General features: G+C 67.0%; 20 protein-coding genes. 8 read left to right on the top strand and 12 right to left on the bottom strand.

The annotated features are described in order from the left end of the window. Positions 1 to 51 precede the first annotated feature (51 nt). On the top strand, positions 52 to 732 hold the full coding sequence (locus C491_RS06835; protein WP_005554780.1) for a CRISPR-associated protein Cas4: 681 nt from the start codon (positions 52 to 54) through the stop codon (positions 730 to 732). Positions 733 to 757: 25 nt separating this feature from the next. Here the strand turns inward: C491_RS06835 and C491_RS06830 are convergent, their stop codons facing one another. From C491_RS06830 to C491_RS06820, 3 genes are read right to left on the bottom strand one after another with little or no spacing between them, the layout of a single operon-like run. Beyond that, the gene (locus C491_RS06830; RefSeq protein WP_005554777.1) at positions 758 to 1342 is read right to left on the bottom strand and encodes an L-threonylcarbamoyladenylate synthase; all 585 of its coding nucleotides are present in this window, start codon (positions 1340 to 1342) and stop codon (positions 758 to 760) included. A 39-nt stretch (positions 1343 to 1381) separates the two neighbouring features. Further along, the gene (locus C491_RS06825; RefSeq protein WP_005554776.1) at positions 1382 to 1888 is read right to left on the bottom strand and encodes a redoxin domain-containing protein; all 507 of its coding nucleotides are present in this window, start codon (positions 1886 to 1888) and stop codon (positions 1382 to 1384) included. Further along, a complete protein-coding gene (locus C491_RS06820; protein WP_005554774.1) occupies positions 1888 to 2220 on the bottom strand; it encodes a glutaredoxin family protein in 333 nt (110 codons plus the stop codon). The genes C491_RS06825 and C491_RS06820 overlap by 1 nt, the downstream gene beginning before the upstream one ends. A gap of 95 nt (positions 2221 to 2315) precedes the next feature. On the opposite strand from C491_RS06820, the gene C491_RS06815 reads away from it, so the two are divergent. Then, positions 2316 to 3704 carry a hemolysin family protein gene (locus C491_RS06815; RefSeq protein ID WP_005554773.1) on the top strand — a complete coding sequence of 463 codons (1389 nt, stop codon included), beginning with the start codon at positions 2316 to 2318 and terminating at the stop codon, positions 3702 to 3704. On the opposite strand, the gene C491_RS06810 is transcribed toward C491_RS06815, so the two are convergent. The 3 genes from C491_RS06810 to C491_RS06800 form a co-directional block, all read right to left on the bottom strand. After that, positions 3701 to 4405 (bottom strand): hypothetical protein, encoded by a 705-nt coding sequence (locus C491_RS06810; protein WP_005554771.1) that lies wholly within the window; start codon positions 4403 to 4405, stop codon positions 3701 to 3703. The two genes, C491_RS06815 and C491_RS06810, sit on opposite strands and share 4 nt — an antisense overlap. A gap of 52 nt (positions 4406 to 4457) precedes the next feature. After that, positions 4458 to 5645 carry an inorganic phosphate transporter gene (locus tag C491_RS06805; protein ID WP_005554769.1) on the bottom strand — a complete coding sequence of 396 codons (1188 nt, stop codon included), beginning with the start codon at positions 5643 to 5645 and terminating at the stop codon, positions 4458 to 4460. A 151-nt stretch (positions 5646 to 5796) separates the two neighbouring features. Continuing rightward, positions 5797 to 6513 carry a DUF5828 family protein gene (locus C491_RS06800; RefSeq protein ID WP_005554766.1) on the bottom strand — a complete coding sequence of 239 codons (717 nt, stop codon included), beginning with the start codon at positions 6511 to 6513 and terminating at the stop codon, positions 5797 to 5799. Positions 6514 to 6638: 125 nt separating this feature from the next. Between C491_RS06800 and upp the strand changes: the two genes are divergently transcribed. Then, positions 6639 to 7316 (top strand): uracil phosphoribosyltransferase, encoded by a 678-nt coding sequence (upp, locus tag C491_RS06795; RefSeq protein ID WP_005554765.1) that lies wholly within the window; start codon positions 6639 to 6641, stop codon positions 7314 to 7316. A gap of 27 nt (positions 7317 to 7343) precedes the next feature. Here upp and C491_RS06790 read toward each other — a convergent pair whose 3' ends face one another. The 3 genes from C491_RS06790 to C491_RS06780 form a co-directional block, all read right to left on the bottom strand. Next, entirely contained in the window at positions 7344 to 7538 is a 195-nt protein-coding gene (locus tag C491_RS06790; RefSeq protein ID WP_005554764.1) for a YgaP family membrane protein, read from the bottom strand. Positions 7539 to 7705: 167 nt separating this feature from the next. Then, positions 7706 to 8848 (bottom strand): M48 family metallopeptidase, encoded by a 1143-nt coding sequence (locus C491_RS06785; protein ID WP_005554763.1) that lies wholly within the window; start codon positions 8846 to 8848, stop codon positions 7706 to 7708. 72 nt (positions 8849 to 8920) lie between these two features. Next, positions 8921 to 11089, bottom strand: coding sequence for a S9 family peptidase (locus C491_RS06780; RefSeq protein WP_005554762.1), 2169 nt, complete (start codon positions 11087 to 11089; stop codon positions 8921 to 8923). Between the two features lie 218 nt (positions 11090 to 11307). On the opposite strand from C491_RS06780, the gene C491_RS06775 reads away from it, so the two are divergent. The 4 genes from C491_RS06775 to C491_RS06760 all read left to right on the top strand — a co-directional run bounded on the left by C491_RS06775 (position 11308) and on the right by C491_RS06760 (position 16695). Next, positions 11308 to 12414 carry a TAXI family TRAP transporter solute-binding subunit gene (locus C491_RS06775; protein WP_005554761.1) on the top strand — a complete coding sequence of 369 codons (1107 nt, stop codon included), beginning with the start codon at positions 11308 to 11310 and terminating at the stop codon, positions 12412 to 12414. Between the two features lie 42 nt (positions 12415 to 12456). After that, complete coding sequence (locus C491_RS06770; protein ID WP_005554760.1) at positions 12457 to 13005, top strand: DUF1850 domain-containing protein; 549 nt, start codon at positions 12457 to 12459, stop codon at positions 13003 to 13005. Further along, positions 13002 to 15710 carry a TRAP transporter permease gene (locus tag C491_RS06765; protein WP_005554759.1) on the top strand — a complete coding sequence of 903 codons (2709 nt, stop codon included), beginning with the start codon at positions 13002 to 13004 and terminating at the stop codon, positions 15708 to 15710. The genes C491_RS06770 and C491_RS06765 overlap by 4 nt, the downstream gene beginning before the upstream one ends. 127 nt (positions 15711 to 15837) lie before the next feature. Next, positions 15838 to 16695 carry a hypothetical protein gene (locus C491_RS06760; protein ID WP_005554758.1) on the top strand — a complete coding sequence of 286 codons (858 nt, stop codon included), beginning with the start codon at positions 15838 to 15840 and terminating at the stop codon, positions 16693 to 16695. A gap of 12 nt (positions 16696 to 16707) precedes the next feature. Here C491_RS06760 and C491_RS06755 read toward each other — a convergent pair whose 3' ends face one another. Next, the gene (locus C491_RS06755) at positions 16708 to 17316 is read right to left on the bottom strand and encodes an IMPACT family protein (protein WP_005554757.1); all 609 of its coding nucleotides are present in this window, start codon (positions 17314 to 17316) and stop codon (positions 16708 to 16710) included. Between the two features lie 134 nt (positions 17317 to 17450). Here C491_RS06755 and C491_RS06750 point away from each other — a divergent pair, with 134 nt between their 5' ends. Then, on the top strand, positions 17451 to 17843 hold the full coding sequence (locus tag C491_RS06750; protein WP_005554756.1) for a DUF7522 family protein: 393 nt from the start codon (positions 17451 to 17453) through the stop codon (positions 17841 to 17843). On the opposite strand, the gene C491_RS06745 is transcribed toward C491_RS06750, so the two are convergent. Then, positions 17844 to 18347 carry a hypothetical protein gene (locus tag C491_RS06745; protein WP_005554754.1) on the bottom strand — a complete coding sequence of 168 codons (504 nt, stop codon included), beginning with the start codon at positions 18345 to 18347 and terminating at the stop codon, positions 17844 to 17846. An 83-nt stretch (positions 18348 to 18430) separates the two neighbouring features. Beyond that, entirely contained in the window at positions 18431 to 19018 is a 588-nt protein-coding gene (hisB, locus tag C491_RS06740; RefSeq protein ID WP_005554752.1) for an imidazoleglycerol-phosphate dehydratase HisB, read from the bottom strand. Between the last annotated feature and the right edge of the window lie 142 nt (positions 19019 to 19160).

Genomic DNA, 19160 nt, shown 5'->3' with positions numbered 1-19160 from the left:
AGCTCCACACGGGGACGAGGGTTTTTGTCCGAAGGCGCGGCCAGACCGCCCGTGTCACACGTCGCCTTCAGCGATCTTCGGACCGCCGCCTACTGCCCGCGGAAGTGTTACTACCAGCGCCGGCAGGACGCCGACGAGCGCGAACCTCCGCCCGAGGTTACGGAAATCCGGGAGCTCGAGCCCCGCTACGAGTCCCTGCTCGAGGCCTCGATCGACGACCTCGAATCCGAACCGCTCGCCCTTCCGCCGACGGCCTACCGCGACCGACTCGCCGAGACCCGCCGTCGACTCGAGGAAGCAAGCCACTGGCAGCGCCTCCGCGAGCCTGACGCCCGAACCGTCCTCGCGACCGGGCGCCACTGTCGCGGGATCGTCCACAAGGTTCTCGAGAAGCCCCTCGAGCCCGTCCTCGTCTCGGCCGGAAAACCCCCCGAGAACGGTGTCTGGGAGTCCCAGTCGGTCCACGCCGTCGCGGCCGCGAAGGCACTGGCCTGGGAGCACGAGCGACCAGTCGAGCGCGCCTGGCTCGAGTACCCCGCCTACGGCGCGATTCGACGGATCGATCTCACGACCCGACGGAAGGCGGGGTATCGTCGGACGTTACGGACGGTGCGGGAGCTCGACGGGCCGCCGGCGCGGATCGACAACCGGGCGAAGTGCGGCGCCTGCGAGTTCGCCGAGCAGTGTGGCGTTCGAACGCGGACGCTGCGGTCGCTGCTCGGACTCGGGTAGCGGGTCTCGAGCAGGCGGCGGTCGTTCACCGAGCGTCGAGCCAGCGTTCGATCTCGTCGGCCCGCGCACCGCGGCGGTGGATCGTCCCGCTCGAGACGTCGACGACGGTGCTTTCGGTCCCCGCCGTCTCGCCGCCGTCGATCGTCACCGCGACGGCCTCGCGGATCGACGTCTCGAGGTCGTCGATCCGGCGGACGCTTCCGCTCCCGCTGATGTTCGCGCTCGTCGACGTGATTGGCGTCCCGGCCCGTTCGCAGAGTCGGAGCGCGAGGTCGTGGTCTGGAACCCTGACTCCGACCCGATCCTCGCCCGCGGTTAGCTCGTCGGGGACGACCTCGCGTCGCCGACAGAGGACGGTCACGGGACCCGGGAGGAACCTCGCCATGAACTCGCGCTCGCGGTCGGTCGCGCGGACGTAGTCGAGCGCCGACGGGGCCGACGGAACCGCCATCGAGACGGGTTTGGATCGGTCCCGCCCCTTCGCCTCGAAGACGCGCTCGACGGCGTCGGAATCGACGGCGTTCGCACCGAGTCCGTAGACGGTCTCGGTCGGATAGACGACCAGCTCGCCCGCTCGGATCGCGGTGGCGGCCGACTCGAGTTCGCTCATAGCTCTCGATCGGTTCGGCGACGTCAAAAACGCACCGCGTCAGTCGAGGCCGAACTCGGCCTCGAGCGCCTCGTAGTCGGGAAACTCGGGCCACTCGTCGGCGACCCAGACCGACTCGATCGATCGGTCGGCGTCGAGGGCGACGAACGCGAGTCGGGGCTCGCTGACGCCGGCCATTCCGTCGAGGTCGTGGCCGACGCCGTAGTCGGCGGCGATCTCGTTGGTCGGATCGGCGAAAACCTCGACTGGGAGGTCGTTCTCGTCGAGGAACCGGGAGATGCCGTACGGCGTCGAGGCCGTGACCCCGACGATCCGCTCCTCGCGATCGAGCCAGCCTCGCTCGGCCAGCTCGTCCCAGACGTACTTGGCGACGAACGAGCCGATCATCGGCGTGAAAACGAGGATCGTTCGGCCGTCGACCAGCTCCGCCAGCGAGCGGTCCTCCCAGAACTCGTCGGTGACGAGGGGTCTAGTGAAGTCGGGCGCCGTCTCGCCGGGCTCGAGGTGGTCGGCCGGCTCGAGTTCGACGACGTCGAACTCGGGCATCAGTCGTCACCTCCGGTTTCGGCGGTCGCCTCGTCGGCGGCCGCGGAGCCGGTCGGTGGGCCGTCGCCGTAGGTCGACTCGAGGTAGTCGACGATGTTGGCGCTCTCGGCCATCGTCACGCCGGCGTCGTCGTCGACGATGACCGGCACGGTGCGGACGCCGGCGACGCGCTTGACGACGTCCCGACGGGAGTGCAACGGCTCGACGAACCGCGAGCGGTACTCGAGTCCCAGCTCTCCGAGCGTGCGAGCGACGCGCTCGCAGTACGGACACGCCTGGAGCCGATAGAGGGTGATCGCCGGCTCGCCGTCACGACTGGTGGCCTCGGACATGGCCGTTCGTTGGGGGACGGGCGGGGTAAACGTGTCGTCGGGAAAGGGCAAAGAATGGTAAACGGTTAACCGATCGGGTGTCAAGTCAGGACATCATGGCGCTGTCTCCGTTGCTCGAGGTCGTGCTCGCCGCCTACGAGGTCCCGTTTCTGGATCTTGAGTTCGACGAGTCGACCGTGACGATCTTCGGCGTTCTCGCTGTCACGGTGCTCATTCTGCTGTCGGGATTCTTCTCCTCGTCAGAGATCGCGATGTTCAACCTCGCGAAACACCGCCTCGACGGGATGGTCGAGGACGGCGTCGAGGGCGCCGAGCTGGTGAAGGCGCTCAAGGACGACCCCCACCGGCTGCTCGTGACGATCCTCGTTGGCAACAACATCGTTAACATCGCGATGTCCTCGATCGCCACGGCCGTCCTCTCGATTCACTTCGGCGGGCTGGTCGGCGTGTTGCTCGCGACGTTCGGCATTACGGCGATCGTGTTGCTGTTCGGCGAGAGCGTTCCCAAGTCCTACGCGGTCGAGAACACCGAGTCGTGGGCGGTCCGCATCTCGAAGCCGCTCAAGACCACCGAGTACGTGCTGTACCCCCTGATCGTCCTCTTCGACTACCTGACACGACAGGTAAACAAGCTCACCGGCTCGACGGGGGCGATCGAGACGCCCTACGTCACCCGCGACGAGATCCAGGAGATGATCGAGTCGGGTGAACGGGAGGGCGTCCTGGAGGAGGAAGAACACGAGATGCTCACCCGGATCTTCCGGTTCAACCAGACGATCGTCAAGGAGGTGATGACGCCGCGACTCGACATGACGGCGGTTCCAAAGGATGCGACGATCGACGAGGCGATCGAGACCTGTATTCAGAGCGGCCACGCTCGCGTTCCGGTGTACGAGGGAAGCCTCGACAACGTCCAGGGCGTCGTCCACATCCGCGACCTCGTGCGCGACCTCAACTACGGCGAGACCGAGGCCGACGACCTCGAGCTCGTCGACCTGATCCAGCCGACGCTGCACGTCCCCGAGTCGAAGAACGTCGACGAACTGCTGACCGAGATGCGCGAAAACCGGATGCACATGGCAATCGTCATCGACGAGTTCGGCACCACCGAGGGACTCGTGACGATGGAGGACATGGTCGAGGAGATCATCGGCGAGATCCTGGAGGGCGGCGAGGACCTGCCGATCGAGGAGATCGACGCCGACACCGTCCTCGTCCGCGGCGAGGTCAACATCGAGGACGTCAACGAGGCCCTCGAGATCGAGCTCCCGGAGGGCGAGGAGTTCGAGACGATCGCCGGCTTCATCTTCAACCGCGCGGGCCGACTCGTCGAGGAGGGTGAGGAGATCGAGTTCGACGGCGTCCGCATCACGGTCGAGGCCGTCGAGAACACCCGAATCATGAAGGCGCGGCTACACAAACTCGAGCGAGACGAGGAGGGCGAAAACGAGGCCGACGAACTCGAGGAGACCGACGCGAACTAACGGGCGTCGACGGCGGCGACGATCTCGCGAGCGACCCGGGGCGGAACGACGATTCGCCGCGGACCCTGGACGTACCGGCCGTCGGGCTGTGCGTAGTCGAAGTTGACGATCGCGACGTCGCCGATCTGACGGACGGAAGCGTCCGTTATTAGGTCGAGATCGATCGACTGGTCGGGATCGTAGAGGTAGACCGTGCGTTCGTCGGGGTTGTAGGCGCCGACCGAGCGCAGGAACGACGCGAGCAGGATCGCGACGAGCGCCAGTGGCAGCGACAGCGCGGCCAGTCCGGTGAACGGGCCGGCACCGACGCCGCCCAGCAACCCCTGCTGTGAGACGATGCGACCGACGATCATCAGCGAGCCGATAAGGACGACCATCGCTACCGTTCCCAGCGTGGCGTCTCTCGCCCGACTGAGCGAGGTGCCGGAGGGAACCGATACAGACAACCGACCGAAGATCCGCTCGAGCTGTCGTTCGGCGTCGTCCGAGACGGCGACCGCGAGTGCGGTAATGAGGAGTGCAACCAGCGCGGCGGCGACGATCGACTGACCGCCGACCTGGGTGGCCATATCGAACACCCGCCAGAAGACGATGATAACGGTCACGGCGAAGAATGTCCCGACGCCGAGCGACCAGAGGAGCCGAACGGTACGAGAGGTGTCGGGATCCCGTCGCCACTGGATCGGTTCGGTCGCGCCCATACTCGACTCTCGCCACCCGTCGTGTAAAGGCTGTTCGATGTGTGCCGCTCGCTCAGAGCAAGAGCACGTCGACGACGCGGTAGCCGCCGTACGTGATGACGATCGACCCGGCAAGCGAGAGCACCCAGGCGAGAACGGTAAATCCCATCTTGCGGGCGCTGACGCCGCCGCTGCTCGCAGCAGCGTACCCGCTGCCGATGATCGCGCTGACGACGATCTGGTTGAACGACACCGGAATACCGAACAGGATCGCGACCTGCGCGATCGCGAACGATGGGATGAGCGCGGCGATCGACCGTCGCGGACCAAGCGAGGAGTAGTCCTGGGATATCGCCTTTATCATCCGCGTCGCGCCGGTCCACGCGCCGACGAGCAGGCCGACGCCACCGCCGAGCAACAGGGCGGTAATCGACAGTCCGATGTCGTCTATGAGTGGAACGAGGGGACCGACTGCGAGCCCGACCTGGCTCCCGCCGGCAGAGAAGGCGACGAGCGCCCCCATCGCGAGCAGGAAGTGTCGCTCGGCGACTTTCGTTCCGCGGCGCATGTCCCATCGAAGTCCGCCCGCACAGGCCGCCGCGATCGCGCCAGTCGCCGCCGCGCTGCCGAGCACCGTCGATCCGGGGAGGGAGCCGGCGGCGGTAACAGCGATCGAGGCACCGCCGTCTGGCGGCCCGAGCATTGCGAACTCGATATTTGCGAGTAACATGCCGACGATCGCGGCCAGGATGAGGACGACCTGGCGCTCGGGAATCGGTTCCTCGCGCAGGGCGCGCGCAGTCAGGTACGCGATTCCGCCGCCGACGAACGGCGTGAGCAACCAGAGGGCGGCGATCTCCTGATACTTCGCCCAGGCGGGATCGCCGCCCATCGCGAAGCCGGCACCGATTACCGCCCCAGTAACGGTGAACGCGGTGGCGATCGGGTAGCCGGTGAAGATCCCGATAACGACCAGTCCTGCGGCGATCGTCAGTCCGATCGTCGCCGCCTCCGCCGAGAGGGTGACGCCGATGATGAGATCCTCGCCGACGGCCTCGGAGACGTTCGCTCCCTGCAAAACAGCCCCCAGAAAACAACAGAGGCCGACGACGAAACCGGCCCGCATCACCGAAATCGCGTTCGCCCCGACGGCCGGGGCGAACGGCGTCGATCCGCTCGAGCCGGCGCCGATCGCCCAGGACATAAAGAGACTCGCGGTCGCGGCGATCAAGAACAGTCCAATCGTCGCGATATCGACCATCTATCGAATAGTAGTCGAGGGCCCTACAAGTGTGTGCCGACCTGCAGCTGCGGGTTTCGAGAGACGGGCGCCACGTCTCGGCCCTGGTCGGTCAGTTCCGCGTCGACTTCGAGTTGTCGGCGGGCTCCGGTGGCGGCTCGGCCCCGCTCGGTCAGTTCCGCGTCGACTTCGAGTTGTCGGCGGGCTCCGGTGGCGGCTCGGCACCCTCGATCGCCTCCGCGGCCTCCGTGTCCTTCTCGACCTCGACGTGCCAGCGGTCGATCGCGTCCTCGAACTCGCTGAGCTGTCCGGAGACGTCCTCCTTCAGAACGTCGTCGTTGACGTTGACCTCGAAGATGAACTGTTCGCCCTCGCCGCGGGTCGACTGCTGGATGTTCGCGCTGACGAGCTCGTTGTCGAAGTAGTACGGCGCGAGCTGGGTCATCACGTTCTGGTAGACCGTGTCCTCGACCCGTCGGAGCGCCTTTCGGCTCGCCGAGTCGGCCGCGCGCGCCACGTAGTCGATCGACTCCTTCCAGTCGTCGACTGCCGCATCGGCGTCGTCCTTCTCTAAGTGCTCGTACGATTCCGAGAGTTTCTCGCCGGCGGTCTTGATGTCCTCGTCGGGTTCTTTTCCTGCGCGTTCGCCCTTTCCCTCCTCGATGCTCGCCTGATCGGATGTTTTCTCGCTGACGTCTCTCTCGAGCGTTTCGTGGGCCTTCGGACGCCACTCGTCCCACTCCTTGAAGGCGCGAGCGAAGCTGGCGCCGTAGTCGTGGTCGGGGTCGTGGACACCCGCCTTTCGGAGCGCCTGCGTGATCCGCTCGCCGTGCTCGACGACGTCGCCCCAGTCGCCGCGAACCTTGAATCCCGAGATGCTCTCTTCCATTCGGCTGGGCGACTGCTATGCGTCGAACCGACATAAGTCTCGTCGCTGCGTGAGATCGCACACGCCGGTTCGGCCGTCGAGGCGGACCGACACCGTGAAAGTGCCGGCGCGTGCCTGTTCGAGTAATGACGATCGAAGACCGGGACGATGCACACCTGATCACGCACGCGCTCGCGAAGCACACGCTCTCGCAGCTTCGGGACGTCGAAACCGAGCAGGTCAGCTTCCGGAAGGGACTGGTCAAACTCGGCCGGATCTGTGGCTACGAGATCATCGACGGCCGGATGGAGACCGAGTACGTCGAGATCGACACGCCCCTCGAGCCGACGATGGGCGAGCGGGTCCGCGGGCTCGACGACGTCGTTATCATCAACGTCCTGCGCGCGGCGACGCCGTTCGTCGAGGGACTGCTGAAGGCGTTCCCCCGCGCGCGCCAGGGCGTCATCAGCGCGAGCCGCGACGAGGAGGCCGGCCGCGAGGAGGACGGCTCGTTCCCGATCACGGTCGACTACGTCAAACTGCCCGAGATCCACGAGGAGGATACGGTGATCATCGCCGACCCGATGCTCGCGACCGGGAGCACGATGTGTACTGTTCTGGAACACGTCATCGAGAACTCGCCCGAGCCGGAGCATCTGATCGTCCTCTCGGCCGTGTCGGCCCCTGAAGGGCTGCTTCGAGTCGACGAAACCCACCCCGAGGCCGACCTGCTGACGGTCTCGATCGACGACCGCCTCGACGACGACGGCTTCATCGTCCCCGGGCTGGGCGACGCCGGTGATCGGGCGTTCCGAACGACGTAGCGGCTCGAACGGCAACTCTCGAGCGAGCTAGCTGCAGGTGTCGATTCCGAGCACCCCGTTGGCGGGACAGCGCTGGATGATCGCGGTCGCCAAAACGTCGCTACCGGCGACGAATGCCAGCGTCCCGAGCGTTTGGCCGCGGTTGCGGTAGCCGACGACGAGCAGGGCGATTCCGACGACGACACGCAGCAGTCGGTCGAGTCCGCCGACGTTCGGATTCATGCGCCACCGGAGGGAGGCCACGCACGTCACTCTGTCCCCTGACCCCTCCGTTTCCGGTCGAACCCCCACCACGCCGGGCGATTCACTCCCTCGATCTCGAGTGGAAACGGTCCCGGACCGTACCCATCGCACCGCTCCTTCACCGTTCGATTCGGCAGGAACGACCGTTACTCACGCCGCCGTCGCTCGAGCGCCCGCAGCCGATCGACCCGCGCCTCGGTCGGCGGATGTGTCGAGGGCCGCCAGCCCAGCAGCCGACGGACGGCAGCTGCCGTCGGCGCGACGAGTCGCTTGCGGAGCCACCCGCCGACCGCGGTCACCGCCCGATCGAAGAGGGTCGGCTCGCCGATTCGCTCGAGGGAGACGGGCGAGAGGAACCGCTCGACCCAGCTCTCCTCTCCGTCCTCAGTCGCGTTCTCGAGGCCAAGCGGCTGCGGCACGATCCCGAGGGTCGCGCTGGCGTGTATCCGCGCGTCTCGTCGAGGACGCGACCCGTCGTCGAGCGTCTCCAGCGCGCTTGCCAGCGCCGCCGGATTCCCGGTGAGTCGGCTCGCGCCGCGATCGGCGGCGTACTCGCGGGCTCGCGAGAACAGTCCGAGGACGATCGCGTTCGCGCCGAGGACCGCACGAGCGACCGCGCTCAGGAGGAGGTAGCACACACCGAGCACGAGAATCGGAATCGCGAAGACGATCACGCCGATCCCGGTGACGAAGGCGATCATCACCGTGTTCTCGAGGATCCGCCGTAGCAACCCCTCGCGCTCGAGCAGTCGATCGCCGATCGCGACGGCCGCGGCGACGGCGGTGACGACCGGCAGGTCGCGGTTCGCGACGTGGGCGACCTCGTGGGCCAGCGCCGCCTCGAGTTCGTCGTCGTCGAGTTTCTCGAGCAGCCCCGTCGTGAGGACGATCGTCGGCGAGCGCTGGCGCCCGACGGTCAGACAGCCCGGCTCGGAACGGTCGGCGACGGCCACTGTCGGAGCCGGGACGTCCGCCTGCGCCGCCAGCCGCCGGACCCGACTCCCGACGTTTCGCGTCCCGTCGCCGTCGACCGGCTCGAGTTCGAGTCCGGAGACGGCCGTTCGCGAGCCGTACCGCGCCTGCGTGGCGACGAGCCCGACCGCGCCGAGAAGCACCGCGCCGATCGAAAGCGGGAGGCCGAGTTCGATCGACACCGACCGCCCGCTCGCGGAGAGCGCGCGACTCGCAATCCAGGCGAGTACCGCAAGGAGGGCGCCGTTGACGGCGATCACCAGCGTGAGCGCGCCACCGATTCTGAACTGGAGTCGTCGGTCGGGCGAAAGCGGCACGTCCCGACGTTTATGTCCGGTCGATAATATTGTTTGTGGGTTGGCAAGTCCGTCGGAGTGCGGACTCGAGCGCTACTCGTCGGTTTCGCTCGTTTCGTCCGTCGCGCCATCGTTGCCCTCGTTGTCGTCTGCCGCGCTCGAGAGCCCCGCATCGGACTCGCGCTCGAGGGCCAGCGGTGCTTCGCTGTAGACGGAGTAGCCGTCGAACCAGCGGACGATCCGTTCGATGCGGTCGACGACGTGGCCCGGTTCGCCGCTGCGGGAGAGCTCGTGACCCTCGCGGGGGTAGCGGACGAGCCGCGTGTCGACGCCGTGTTTCTGCAGGCCGAGGTAGAACAGTTCGGCGGTGTTCGCGGGAGTTCGGTAGTCCCGATCGGAGTGCACCACGAGCGTCGGGGTCTCGACGTTCGGAACGTGGGCGACGGGCGACTGTTCCCAGAGGAACTCGGGTTCCGCCCAGGGAGTGGTGCCGAAATCACCCTCGATGAGCTTGAACGCGTCCGTCGAGCCGTAGAAGCTGGAGAGATCGTAGACGCCGCGCTGGGAGACGGCAGCCCGAAAGTGGTCGGTCTGGGTCACCGTCCAGGCCGTCATGAACCCGCCGAAGCTGCCGCCGGTGACGTACAGCTCGTCCTCGTCGATGTAGTCGCGCTCGCAGGCGGCGTCGACGCCCGCGAGGACGTCGGTCAACGTGACGTCGCCCCAGTCGCGCTCGATGGCACTCGCGTGGGCCTCACCGTAACCCGTCGACCCTCGAGGGTTCGACCAGAAGACGACGTACCCCCGTGCGGCCAGGGTCTGGAACTCGTGCCACATCGTTCCCGACGTCGTCCACTGGGAGTGGGGGCCGCCGTGGATCTCGACGACCAGCGGGTACGTCTCCCCGGAGCCTCGCGAGCCCCCCTCGCTCGACGCTTCCGAGGCGCGCTGCACCTCGCCGCCGAACTCCGGTGGCGTGAGCAGCCAGCCCTGGATCTCGTGTCCGTCGCTCTCGAACCATACCTCCTCGGGCTGGCGGACGGCCCGATCCGAGAGGTACTCGTGGTTGACCCGGGTCAGCCTGACCGTCTCGGCGCCGCCGCGGGTCGTGAGGAACAGATCGCCGGGGTGGTCCCACTCGCTCTGAGCGACGGCGACGGCGTCGCTCCCGACCGAGAACGACTCGACGGTGACGCCCTCGCCGTACACTCGAGTCGGTTCCTCGCTCGCGTCGCCGGGGACCGACCAGAGCACCTGCGATCCCTCGTCGGGCGTCGTGAAGTACAGCGACTCGCCCTCGGGATCCCACTCGAAGCCCGAATCGTGACCGATCGTCCGATCGAGCGGCTCCGTCGGCGTCGTCTCGGTCCCGCTCGAGCGATCGTGGACGCGGAGTTCGGTCTGGCCGAGCGTCAGCCGTTCCTCGTCGGTGTACTCGAAGGCGACCCGTCCGTCGGTCGTCGCCTCGAGTCCGCTGATCCAGCCCGTCGTCTGCGCGAACTCGGTGTGCTCGTCAGTTCCGACGTCGTGCTCGAGGAGGTCGTAGGTCACCGAGTCGTCGGGCACCTCACCCGCTTTCGTCGCGTAGTAGACGGTTTTCGAGTCGCCCCACGTCGAGCCGACGTGGTCGACGTCGCCGTCGGTAAGCCGAGTGACCGCAGCTCCCGCGTCGGTGTCGTCCTCGCCGTCCGCCGGGGCGTCGACCGCGCCCTCGAGGGCCGCCTCGACGTCGAGGACGTACACGTGGCTCCGACGGCCGTCCATGTACTCCGTTCCGGCGCGGTAGATCATGCGGTCGATCACCCGTGGATCGGGCGCCTCGGGTTCGTAGTCGGGATCGACCGCGACGTCGCGTCTCTCCTCGCGGTCGGCCTCGCTCACCCGCTGAGTGAACAGTAGTCGGTCCCCGTCGGGGCTCCACTCGAGGCCGTCGATTCCGCCGACGACGCCCGTAACTCGCCGGGCCTCGCCGCCGTCGGTCGGGAGAACCCACACCTGCTGTCGGTCGCCGTCGCCGCGCGTGCTGGCGAACGCGAGTCGGGAGCCGTCGGGGCTCCAGCGGGGCTGGCCGTCGACGCCGTCGGCCGCAGTGAACTGTCGCGGCTCGTCGCCACCGACGGGAACGACGTGGATCGTCGCCGCGGTCGTTTCGTCGTCCTCCGGCGTCCGACGAACGAACGCGACGCGGTCGCCCTCCGGCGAGAGTTGGGGGTCCGCGGGCTGTACGAGGTCGTGGTAGTCGGCCGCCTCGATTCGGTTCATGCCAACAGGCACCGTGGAGTCCGTGAAAGTATTTCGATTCGTAATCGTCTCGGCCGCTCGGGCGACGGAACGGTACGAGGAGAGCCCAGACTGCGGTTCGAGACGAAACCACACGGCTTCGACCCGAGATCTGGGATCTTTCATCCGATCTGGCTCGGCCTCGCCGAACGGAAAAAATCCGAAGCAGCTATTAACGAATTCCGCATTATATATCCTGCATGGTTCGACACATCAAGCGGCGCAAGTTCATTGCGCTCGGTGGGGCTGCTGGAATCGTGGGTTTCGCCGGCTGTATCGGCGAAGACGCTGAAGACGAGGCGAACGGAGACGACAACGGCGACAACGGCGACGACGAAAACGGCGAGGACGACCTCGAGGAAGCTCAGCCCGAGGAGGGCGGCGAGACGCTCTCGCTGCACGCTGGCGGAACCGAGGGAACGTACTACCCGCTCGCGGGTGACATGAAGTCCATCGTCGAGGACCAGACGCCACACGGCATTCAGGTGCAGTCGACGGGTGCCAGCGTCGAGAACGCGGCCAGCCTCGGCCGCGAGGAGGCCGAACTCGCGCTGGTCCAGAACGACATCACGTACTTCGCGTACAACGGCGTCGAGCTCGACGAGTTCGAGGGCGAACCGCTCGAGAACATCCGCGGTATCGCCTCGCTGTACCCGGAGACGATCCACATCGTCACCCAGGAGGACTCCGGTATCGAGACCGTCGAGGACCTCGAGGGTGCGTCGATCAACACCGGCGACGCCGGCAGCGGGACGCAGGTCAACGCCCTGCAGATCCTCGAGTCGGCGGGCGTCGAGGAGTTCGACGAGCAGAACACCGACTTCGGGACCGCGGCCGACCAGATCGGCGACGGCGACGTCGACGCCGCGATCACCGTGGGCGGCTACCCGCTGGGTGCGATCGAGGACCTCTCGGCGACCCAGGACATCTCGTTCGTCGAGGTCACCGACGAGGCCCGCGACACCCTGCTCGACGACGCGGAGTGGCTCGCCGAGGACGAGATTCCCGGCGGCACCTACGACGGCGTCGACGACGACGTCGAGACGGTCTCGGTGCAGGCGATGCTCGCGACCCACGAGGGGGTCGACGCGGAGATCGTCGAGGAGGTTACGGCGGCGATGTTCGACAACGTCGACGACTTCACGACCCAGGCGGACTTCATCGACCTCGAGACCGCCCAGGAGGCAATGCCGATCGATCTCCACGAGGGCGCGGCGGCGTACTTCGACGAGCAGGACGTCGACGAGGAGGACGCCGAGGACGACGCTGAGGACGAAAACGGCGAGGACGACGAAGAGGACGAGTAACGCCGCTTGACCGCGATATCGGGAGATCTCCGGAGCATCACCGTGGACCACCTGACCCGACGCGCGTTCCTCGTCTCCGCGGTTGCCGTCTCCGGAGCAACCGCCGTGGTTTCTTCGGCGACGGCCGACAGCACGCTCGTTGTCGCGGACGCGGAGTCCGACGAGCGGCTGTTCGAAATCCCGGTCGATCAGGGCCAGGAGGTGACGATCGCCTACACGCACAGCGTCGAGCGGACGCCGATCGAGGACGTCTACGTCGTCGACGGCTCGAGCCTGCGTGCCGATCGATCGGTCTTTCACTCGTTCGGCGCCGGGCTGCCGACGACGGACGTCGAGCGAACCGAAGAGGGGTACGTAGTCCGGGGATCGGAAACCCACGACGAACTGTTTGTCGCCCCCGGCGAGATCGCCGGCCACGAACTGATCGTGGGTGACGAACGGTACGCGCTGGCCGAGGCTGCCGACGGCCGCGTCGTCCTGTTTCTGGCCGACCGGGGGATCGGTGAGGTCGTCACCGACGGTAACTCGGGGCAACGAACCGAAACGAACACATCACCGACGACGGCACAAATGACTGAGACGAACTCATGAGCGTAGACAGGGGGGACGAAGAGGCACTCAGCGACGAGGAACAACAGGAACTCATGGAGGAGGTCCAGCGACGCCGGTCCCACCGGGGACTGGCGGTCGTGATCGTCTCCCTGATCGCCATCACGTTCTCGGCGTTCCAGATGTGGATCGCCGCGCGCGGCTACGTCTTCGGCGGGACGTTGCCGGTCGTCGGCGAGTATCGACTGATCGGCTTCCAGCAGCTTCAGGTCAACGCGATCCACGTCGCGTTCGGACTGGTGCTCGCGTTCTTGCTGTTTCCGACGACCCGCGGCAACGGGTTCGTCGTCCGACGACTCGGTCGGATCGAGCCAGCCGTCAGGAGTCGGTTCGGCGACGAACACCCGATTACTCGAGGGACTGCGAAGACTGCGGGCGCGACCAGGTGGGCGTTCCTCGACCCCGACATGAACCGGGTCGCGCCGGCCGACGTAATCCTGGCCGGTATCGCGATGATGCCAGCGTACTACATCGGGACCAACTACGACGAAATTCAGCAGATCGCGGTCCACCGCTTTGAGGACACCCAGTCGCTGGGCGAGGTCTTCCCGTTTCTGGCTCCCGTGGAGGTGGGCCTGACCGCGATCGGAATCCCGATGGCCGACGCCTCGGCCGCCTTCGTCCTCGCCGTCGTCGGCATGTTGCTCGTGCTCGAGGCGACCCGGCGAGCGCTCGGGCTCTTGCTGACGTCGCTGGTCGCCCTGTTTATCGTCTACGCCCGGTGGGGCTACTACATCCCCAGTGACTCCGTGATCGGCGCGCTGTCGATCCAGCCCGACAACTGGGGGAACATCATGTACAATCTCTGGTACACGGTCGAGGCCGGAGTCCACAGTCAGCCGGTGTCCGTCAGCGTCCGCTTTATCTACATCTTCATCCTGTTCGGCGCCTTCCTCGAGATGAGCGGGGCCGGCCGCTGGTTCATCGACATGGCCTACTCCGCGACGGGGACTCGCGAGGGTGGTCCCGCGAAGGCCAGCGTCGTCTCGAGCGGGTTCATGGGAATGCTCAGCGGCTCGTCGATCGCCAACACGGTGACGACCGGGGCGTTCACGATCCCGCTGATGAAGCGCTCGGGTTACTCGCCGGAGTTCTCCGGTGCGGTCGAGTCCTCCTCCTCGTCGGGCGGACAGATGCTCCCGCCCGTGATGGGCGCCGCGGCGTTCCTCATCGTCGAGTTTACCGGCACGCCGTACGCCGACGTCATCATCGCCGCAACGTTGCCCGCCCTCGCCTTCTTCTTCGGGATGTGGGTGATGGTCCACTTCGAGGCGGTCCGCGGCGGCATCGGCGGGCTCCCCCGCTCGGAGCTGCCGGACGTCCGCTCGGCGCTGCGCAGCGGCTGGTTCTACCTCATTCCGCTGATCCTGCTGCTGTACTTCCTGGTGATCGCCCGGTACTCGATCAACCGCGCCGGCTGGCTGACCATCGTCGCCGTCGTTGCGCTGTTGGCGATCGTCGCCGCCTACGACGAACGCACGCGGATTCCGCTGATGGGAACGCTCGCGGCGGCGTACGTCGCCCAAGCGGCCGCGTACGCGACCGCCGGTGTCGGCCTCTTCGACGCGGCACAGGCGGCAGCCGGTCTCGAGACCACCGGCGAACCGCTGGCGGTCGGCGACGCGGCGGTGGCCGCGATCGGCGACTTCGGGGTGATCGCGATCCTCGTCAGTGCGGTCTTCATTCTCCTGCGACCGCGGGCCGACGCGCCGCTGCTCGACTTCGACCCCGAGGTCGACGCGGCGGCCGATCGGAGCGCGAAGGCGTTCAACCGCCCGTCGCTGTCGGGCAACCGCGCCTACCGCTTCGGGACGTTCATCCTGAAGTCGATGGACTCCGGTGCGCGAACAGCGACGACGGTCGTCGTCGCCGTCGCCGCCGCCGGTGTCGTCCCCGGCGTCATCAGCGTCTCCGGACTCGGGCCGAACCTGGCCGCGCTCATCAGCCAGGTCAGCGGCGACTCGATGCTGATCCTGCTCGGTCTGACCGGCGTCGCGGCGATCATCTTCGGGATGGGGATGCCGACGACCGCGATGTACATCATCCTCGTCGCGATGCTCGAGGCGCCGCTGGTCGAGGCCGGCGTCATCGTCCTGGCTGCACACCTGTTCGTCCTTTACTGGGGACTGATGGCCGACGTCACCCCGCCGGTGGCGGTCGCCGCGTTCGCCGGGGCCGGTGTCGCGAAAGCCGAGGAGATGAAGACGGCGACGATCGCGTTCCTGCTCTCGCTGAACAAGGTCCTCGTCCCGTTCGCGTTCGTCTTCTCGCCGGGCATCCTGTTCCTGCGCGACGGCGAGATCATGGGCTGGAGCGACGTCGCCGATGTCGGCTTCGTCGTTCCCGAGGTCGTGATCCCCGTACTCGGAATGTTCATCGGGGTCTACGCACTCGGCGTGACGATCATCGGCTACCAGTACGCCTCGGTCTCCCAGGTGAACCGCGCGCTGTACTCGATCTCGTCGATCCTGCTGATGGTGCCGGAGATTCCGCTGCTGATCGTCGAGGGAATCCTCACGCTCGCAGGCGTCCCCTCGGCGCTGACGATCTTCGAGATCACCGCCTCGCTGCGGGGCATCGGCCTGGCGATGCTCGTGGTACTGACCTACCGTAACCGCTCGCGGGCCGACCTCGAGGAGGCCGACGCCGACGCGGCCGCCTCCACGCCGGCGGCCGGCGACGCCTGAGACGGTCTGCCGTACCGAGTTCCCGGCACAACCGCGAGCCGTTCTGCGGTTGTGCCGTCACCGACGTACGACGATCCGTCTGACTCCGACCCGTCATTATTTTAACCAGTCCGACATAGTGGGCGATATGTCTGATGCCAGCGAGCAGTCCGCCAGCTCTCCGAGTGGCGGGTTTCGGACCGCTCTCGGCCTCTACCTCGGCGTTCTCGTCGCCGGAATAACCGCCTCGGTCGCGGCGACGCAGCAGGTCTCGGACGCCGTCCTCGCCGCGGTCTTCGTCGGCGGCCTCGCGACCGGGGGAATCCTCGGCGTCCTCGCCGCGCGACTCGACGGCGATCTCGCGATCCGTCTCGGACGGAGCCGACGCCGTCGCGCGCTGCTGTACCTGCCCGGGATTCCGGGCCTGTTTGGCGCGGCGGCCGCTACCATGGCCTGGTCCCCGATCGCCTCGACGCTCGTCGCGACCGGGTCGTCGCTTGCCGTTCTCGTCCTCGGCTTCGTTCTCGGCGGTATTGCCCAGACCGAGTACGTGGAAGCGGTCACCGCGGACGAGCCGACGGCAACCTGGGGGTGGACGCCGCCCGGCGGTGGGAAGGTCGATACGTTCGTCGCCCTCGGCTGGCTGTCCATCGCGCTCGTCAACGCCGCCGGGGGCAACTGGTCGGCCGCCGTCGTCTGGCTCCTGATCGCGGTCGGCTGGATCGTCGGTGGCGCCCTCGAGGGCCGCTGGCAAACGTCGTGGGGTGCCGACCCCGAAATCCGGGTCCACGAGGCTGGACTCGTCAAGCGCCGTCCGTTCACGAAGGCGTTCGTTCCCTGGGACGAGGTCTCCCACGTCCGGCTCTACGAGGACGAACTCGTTCTCGATCGCGGGCTGTTCGACGTCCGCCTCGAGCGATCGGAACTCGACGAACTCGAGGCCGTCCGGGAGACGATCGAACGAACCCTCGAGACTGCGGGCTCGGACGCCCGATCCGTACCGTAGCCCGTCGTTCGGCTACGTCGGATCGGCCCGCCCGCTCGTCGCGCTCCGGAGTCGGTCCCGGAGCGCCTCGGCCTCCGCGCTCGGAACCCGCACTTCGAAGGTGACGGTGGCCTCGTAGTCGGCGTCGAACTCGACGCCCTCGCTCTCCAAGATGCTACGGACGGTCCCGGAGTCGTCGTACTCGACGGTGACGGTTACCTGCTCGTGTGGCCGTTGTTCGACGATCCCCGCCTTCTCGACGGCCTCCTTGACCGCCCGGGAGTACGCCCGGACGAGCCCGCCGACGCCGAGGTTCGTCCCGCCGTAGTAGCGGGTGACGACGACCGCGCAGTTCTCGAGTTCTTGCTGGGCGAGGACGTTCAGTGCCGGCTTGCCGGCCGAGCCGGAGGGTTCGCCGTCGTCGCTCGAGTACTCCCGGAGGAACTCCCCGCCGGAGTCGGCCCGCACCCTGTAGGCGGGAACGTTGTGGGTCGCGTCGTCGTACTCCGAGGCGACGTCCTCGACGAACGCCTCGGCGGCGTCGACGGAGTCGATGGGCCGAACGTGGCCGAGGAACTCGGACCCCTGGACGACGAACGTCGCCGTCGCAGCGTCGGCGACGGTTTGGTACGTCTCGGTCACGCGGGACCACTCTGTCCCCGCTCCGGATCGATCATGCGGGGCGTACACACGCGAGTGAAAAGAGCCCGTCGGTCGTCGTGCCGGTCGGTGCCGGATCCGCTACGTTATTGGTCCTCGGTACGGTCTGTCGTCGCATGGACGATACCATCATCGACGAGACGTTCGCCGACGAGCTCCGCAGCGCCTGTCGAACCACCGTCGGCGACGAACTCCGCAGCATCACCTACCTCACTGAGGAGGACGTCGAGCAGGTGTATCTGCGGTCTGATCTCGACCGAACCGCCGACCTCATCGGGTTCGCCGAACACGAACGCCGCGGCTTTCACTCCCAGTCGGCCTACCGAAACACCCAGCTCGGCGAGTACGAGGCGACGATCCGAATGTTCGAAAACGGGTACCTGAGTCGCGTGATCCGTGGCTCACACGGCGTCTGGGTGACGACCGACAACATGTCGATGGAGCGTTTCGAGGAGCTGACGAGCGCGCTCAGCGCCGTCCTCGAGGACCACGAGCCGGCCGACGGCTGATCACTGGAGCTCGATCTTGCGAACGAACTCGAGGTCGCGGATCTCGGTGATCACTTCGCCCGGCAGGTCCTGATCGGTGACGAGATAGAGCCGGGGTTCGTCGGTGAACTCGGGGTCCTCGCTGATCGTCTGCCGGATCGAGATCTCGTGCTCGGCCAGCGTCCCGGTGATCGTCGCGACGATTCCCTCCTGGTCGGCGTCGTCGACCGCGATCGACAGCACCGTCAGATCGAGAACCGGCGCGAGATCCATCAGACTCGGCACCTGCGAGATGTTCTGAAAGATCCGGCGCAGCTCGGGATCCTCGAGGATGACGTCGGTCGTCGAGTCGACGACCCGTCGATCGACGCCGATCTCGCGGGCGATCCCCGTGTTCGGTATCTCGATGCCGCCGGAGACGACCCGGCCGTCGTCGTTGACGGAGAACCCGCGCTCGAGCAGCAGACGGATCACCGCCTGCTGGCTGGGCGATCCCTCGAACTTCTCCATAATCTCGTCGAACATGTCCGTACCTGGCGTACGCGGGCCGGAGTATAAGGATCGGTGATCGGTGCGCGCCGGTGGCTCGGTGGATGTCCGAGGCTGCGCTACAGGGCGCCCTTCGTACTCGGGGTCCCCTCCCGACGGTCGTCGACCCGGGTCGCGTCGTCGAGCGTGCGGGCGAGGGCCTTGAACAGCGCCTCGACCTCGTGGTGGGCGTTCTCGCCGTCGACCTCGAGGTGGAGCGTCAGCCCGGCGTTCATCGCGAGCGACTCCCCGAAGTGGCGGGCCATGTCGCTCGTGAAGTCGCCGATCGCGTCCTGAGAGAACGCCCCGTCGAAGTAAAACCGGGGTCGGCCGCTGACGTCGACGACGGCGCCCGCGACGGCTTCGTCCAGGGGGACGCGACGATCGGCGTATCGGACGATCCCCGTTCGGTCTCCGAGTGCCTCGTCGAGCGCCGTTCCGACGACGATCGCGACGTCCTCGACCGTGTGATGGTCGTCGATCTCGAGGTCGCCGTCACAGTCGACCTCGAGGTCGAACAGCCCGTGTTTGGCGAGCGCGCTCAGCATGTGATCGAAGAAGCCGACACCCGTTTCGACCTCTGCGTCGCCGCTGCCGTCGATCGCGAGGGTGCAGTCGATGGTCGTCTCGCTCGTCTCACGGGTTACCGTCGCCGTTCGCTCGCTCATGGTGGATCGATGCCGCCGCCGGTACAAGGTGGTTCCGCTCGGCTCGGGGTCGCGGCGGCGGTCGTTCCCAGCGAATGAGTGTAGTTCACACGACCGAGGCTCTCAGAAGTGGCTATAAAATTTCTAACTAGTTGTGGAACGG

It is taken from the genome of Natronococcus amylolyticus DSM 10524 (genome assembly GCF_000337675.1).
GTDB classification, from domain to species: domain Archaea; phylum Halobacteriota; class Halobacteria; order Halobacteriales; family Natrialbaceae; genus Natronococcus; species Natronococcus amylolyticus.
This window is presented reverse-complemented; position numbering and strand designations above follow the sequence as displayed.

Excerpts from the sequence above, each read along its gene's own strand:
- C491_RS06750 (WP_005554756.1), top strand. The coding sequence starts at position 17,451 with ATGGACGATACCATCATCGACGAGACGTTCGCCGACGAGCTCCGCAGC.
- C491_RS06805 (WP_005554769.1), bottom strand. The coding sequence starts at position 5,645 with ATGGTCGATATCGCGACGATTGGACTGTTCTTGATCGCCGCGACCGCG.
- C491_RS06825 (WP_005554776.1), bottom strand. The coding sequence starts at position 1,888 with ATGCCCGAGTTCGACGTCGTCGAACTCGAGCCGGCCGACCACCTCGAG.
- C491_RS06800 (WP_005554766.1), bottom strand. The coding sequence starts at position 6,513 with ATGGAAGAGAGCATCTCGGGATTCAAGGTTCGCGGCGACTGGGGCGAC.
- C491_RS06790 (WP_005554764.1), bottom strand. The coding sequence starts at position 7,538 with ATGAATCCGAACGTCGGCGGACTCGACCGACTGCTGCGTGTCGTCGTC.
- C491_RS06810 (WP_005554771.1), bottom strand. The coding sequence starts at position 4,405 with ATGGGCGCGACCGAACCGATCCAGTGGCGACGGGATCCCGACACCTCT.
- C491_RS06830 (WP_005554777.1), bottom strand. The coding sequence starts at position 1,342 with ATGAGCGAACTCGAGTCGGCCGCCACCGCGATCCGAGCGGGCGAGCTG.
- C491_RS06765 (WP_005554759.1), top strand. The coding sequence starts at position 13,002 with ATGAGCGTAGACAGGGGGGACGAAGAGGCACTCAGCGACGAGGAACAA.
- hisB (WP_005554752.1), bottom strand. The coding sequence starts at position 19,018 with ATGAGCGAGCGAACGGCGACGGTAACCCGTGAGACGAGCGAGACGACC.
- C491_RS06780 (WP_005554762.1), bottom strand. The coding sequence starts at position 11,089 with ATGAACCGAATCGAGGCGGCCGACTACCACGACCTCGTACAGCCCGCG.
- C491_RS06745 (WP_005554754.1), bottom strand. The coding sequence starts at position 18,347 with ATGTTCGACGAGATTATGGAGAAGTTCGAGGGATCGCCCAGCCAGCAG.
- C491_RS06815 (WP_005554773.1), top strand. The coding sequence starts at position 2,316 with ATGGCGCTGTCTCCGTTGCTCGAGGTCGTGCTCGCCGCCTACGAGGTC.
- upp (WP_005554765.1), top strand. The coding sequence starts at position 6,639 with ATGACGATCGAAGACCGGGACGATGCACACCTGATCACGCACGCGCTC.
- C491_RS06775 (WP_005554761.1), top strand. The coding sequence starts at position 11,308 with ATGGTTCGACACATCAAGCGGCGCAAGTTCATTGCGCTCGGTGGGGCT.
- C491_RS06820 (WP_005554774.1), bottom strand. The coding sequence starts at position 2,220 with ATGTCCGAGGCCACCAGTCGTGACGGCGAGCCGGCGATCACCCTCTAT.
- C491_RS06760 (WP_005554758.1), top strand. The coding sequence starts at position 15,838 with ATGTCTGATGCCAGCGAGCAGTCCGCCAGCTCTCCGAGTGGCGGGTTT.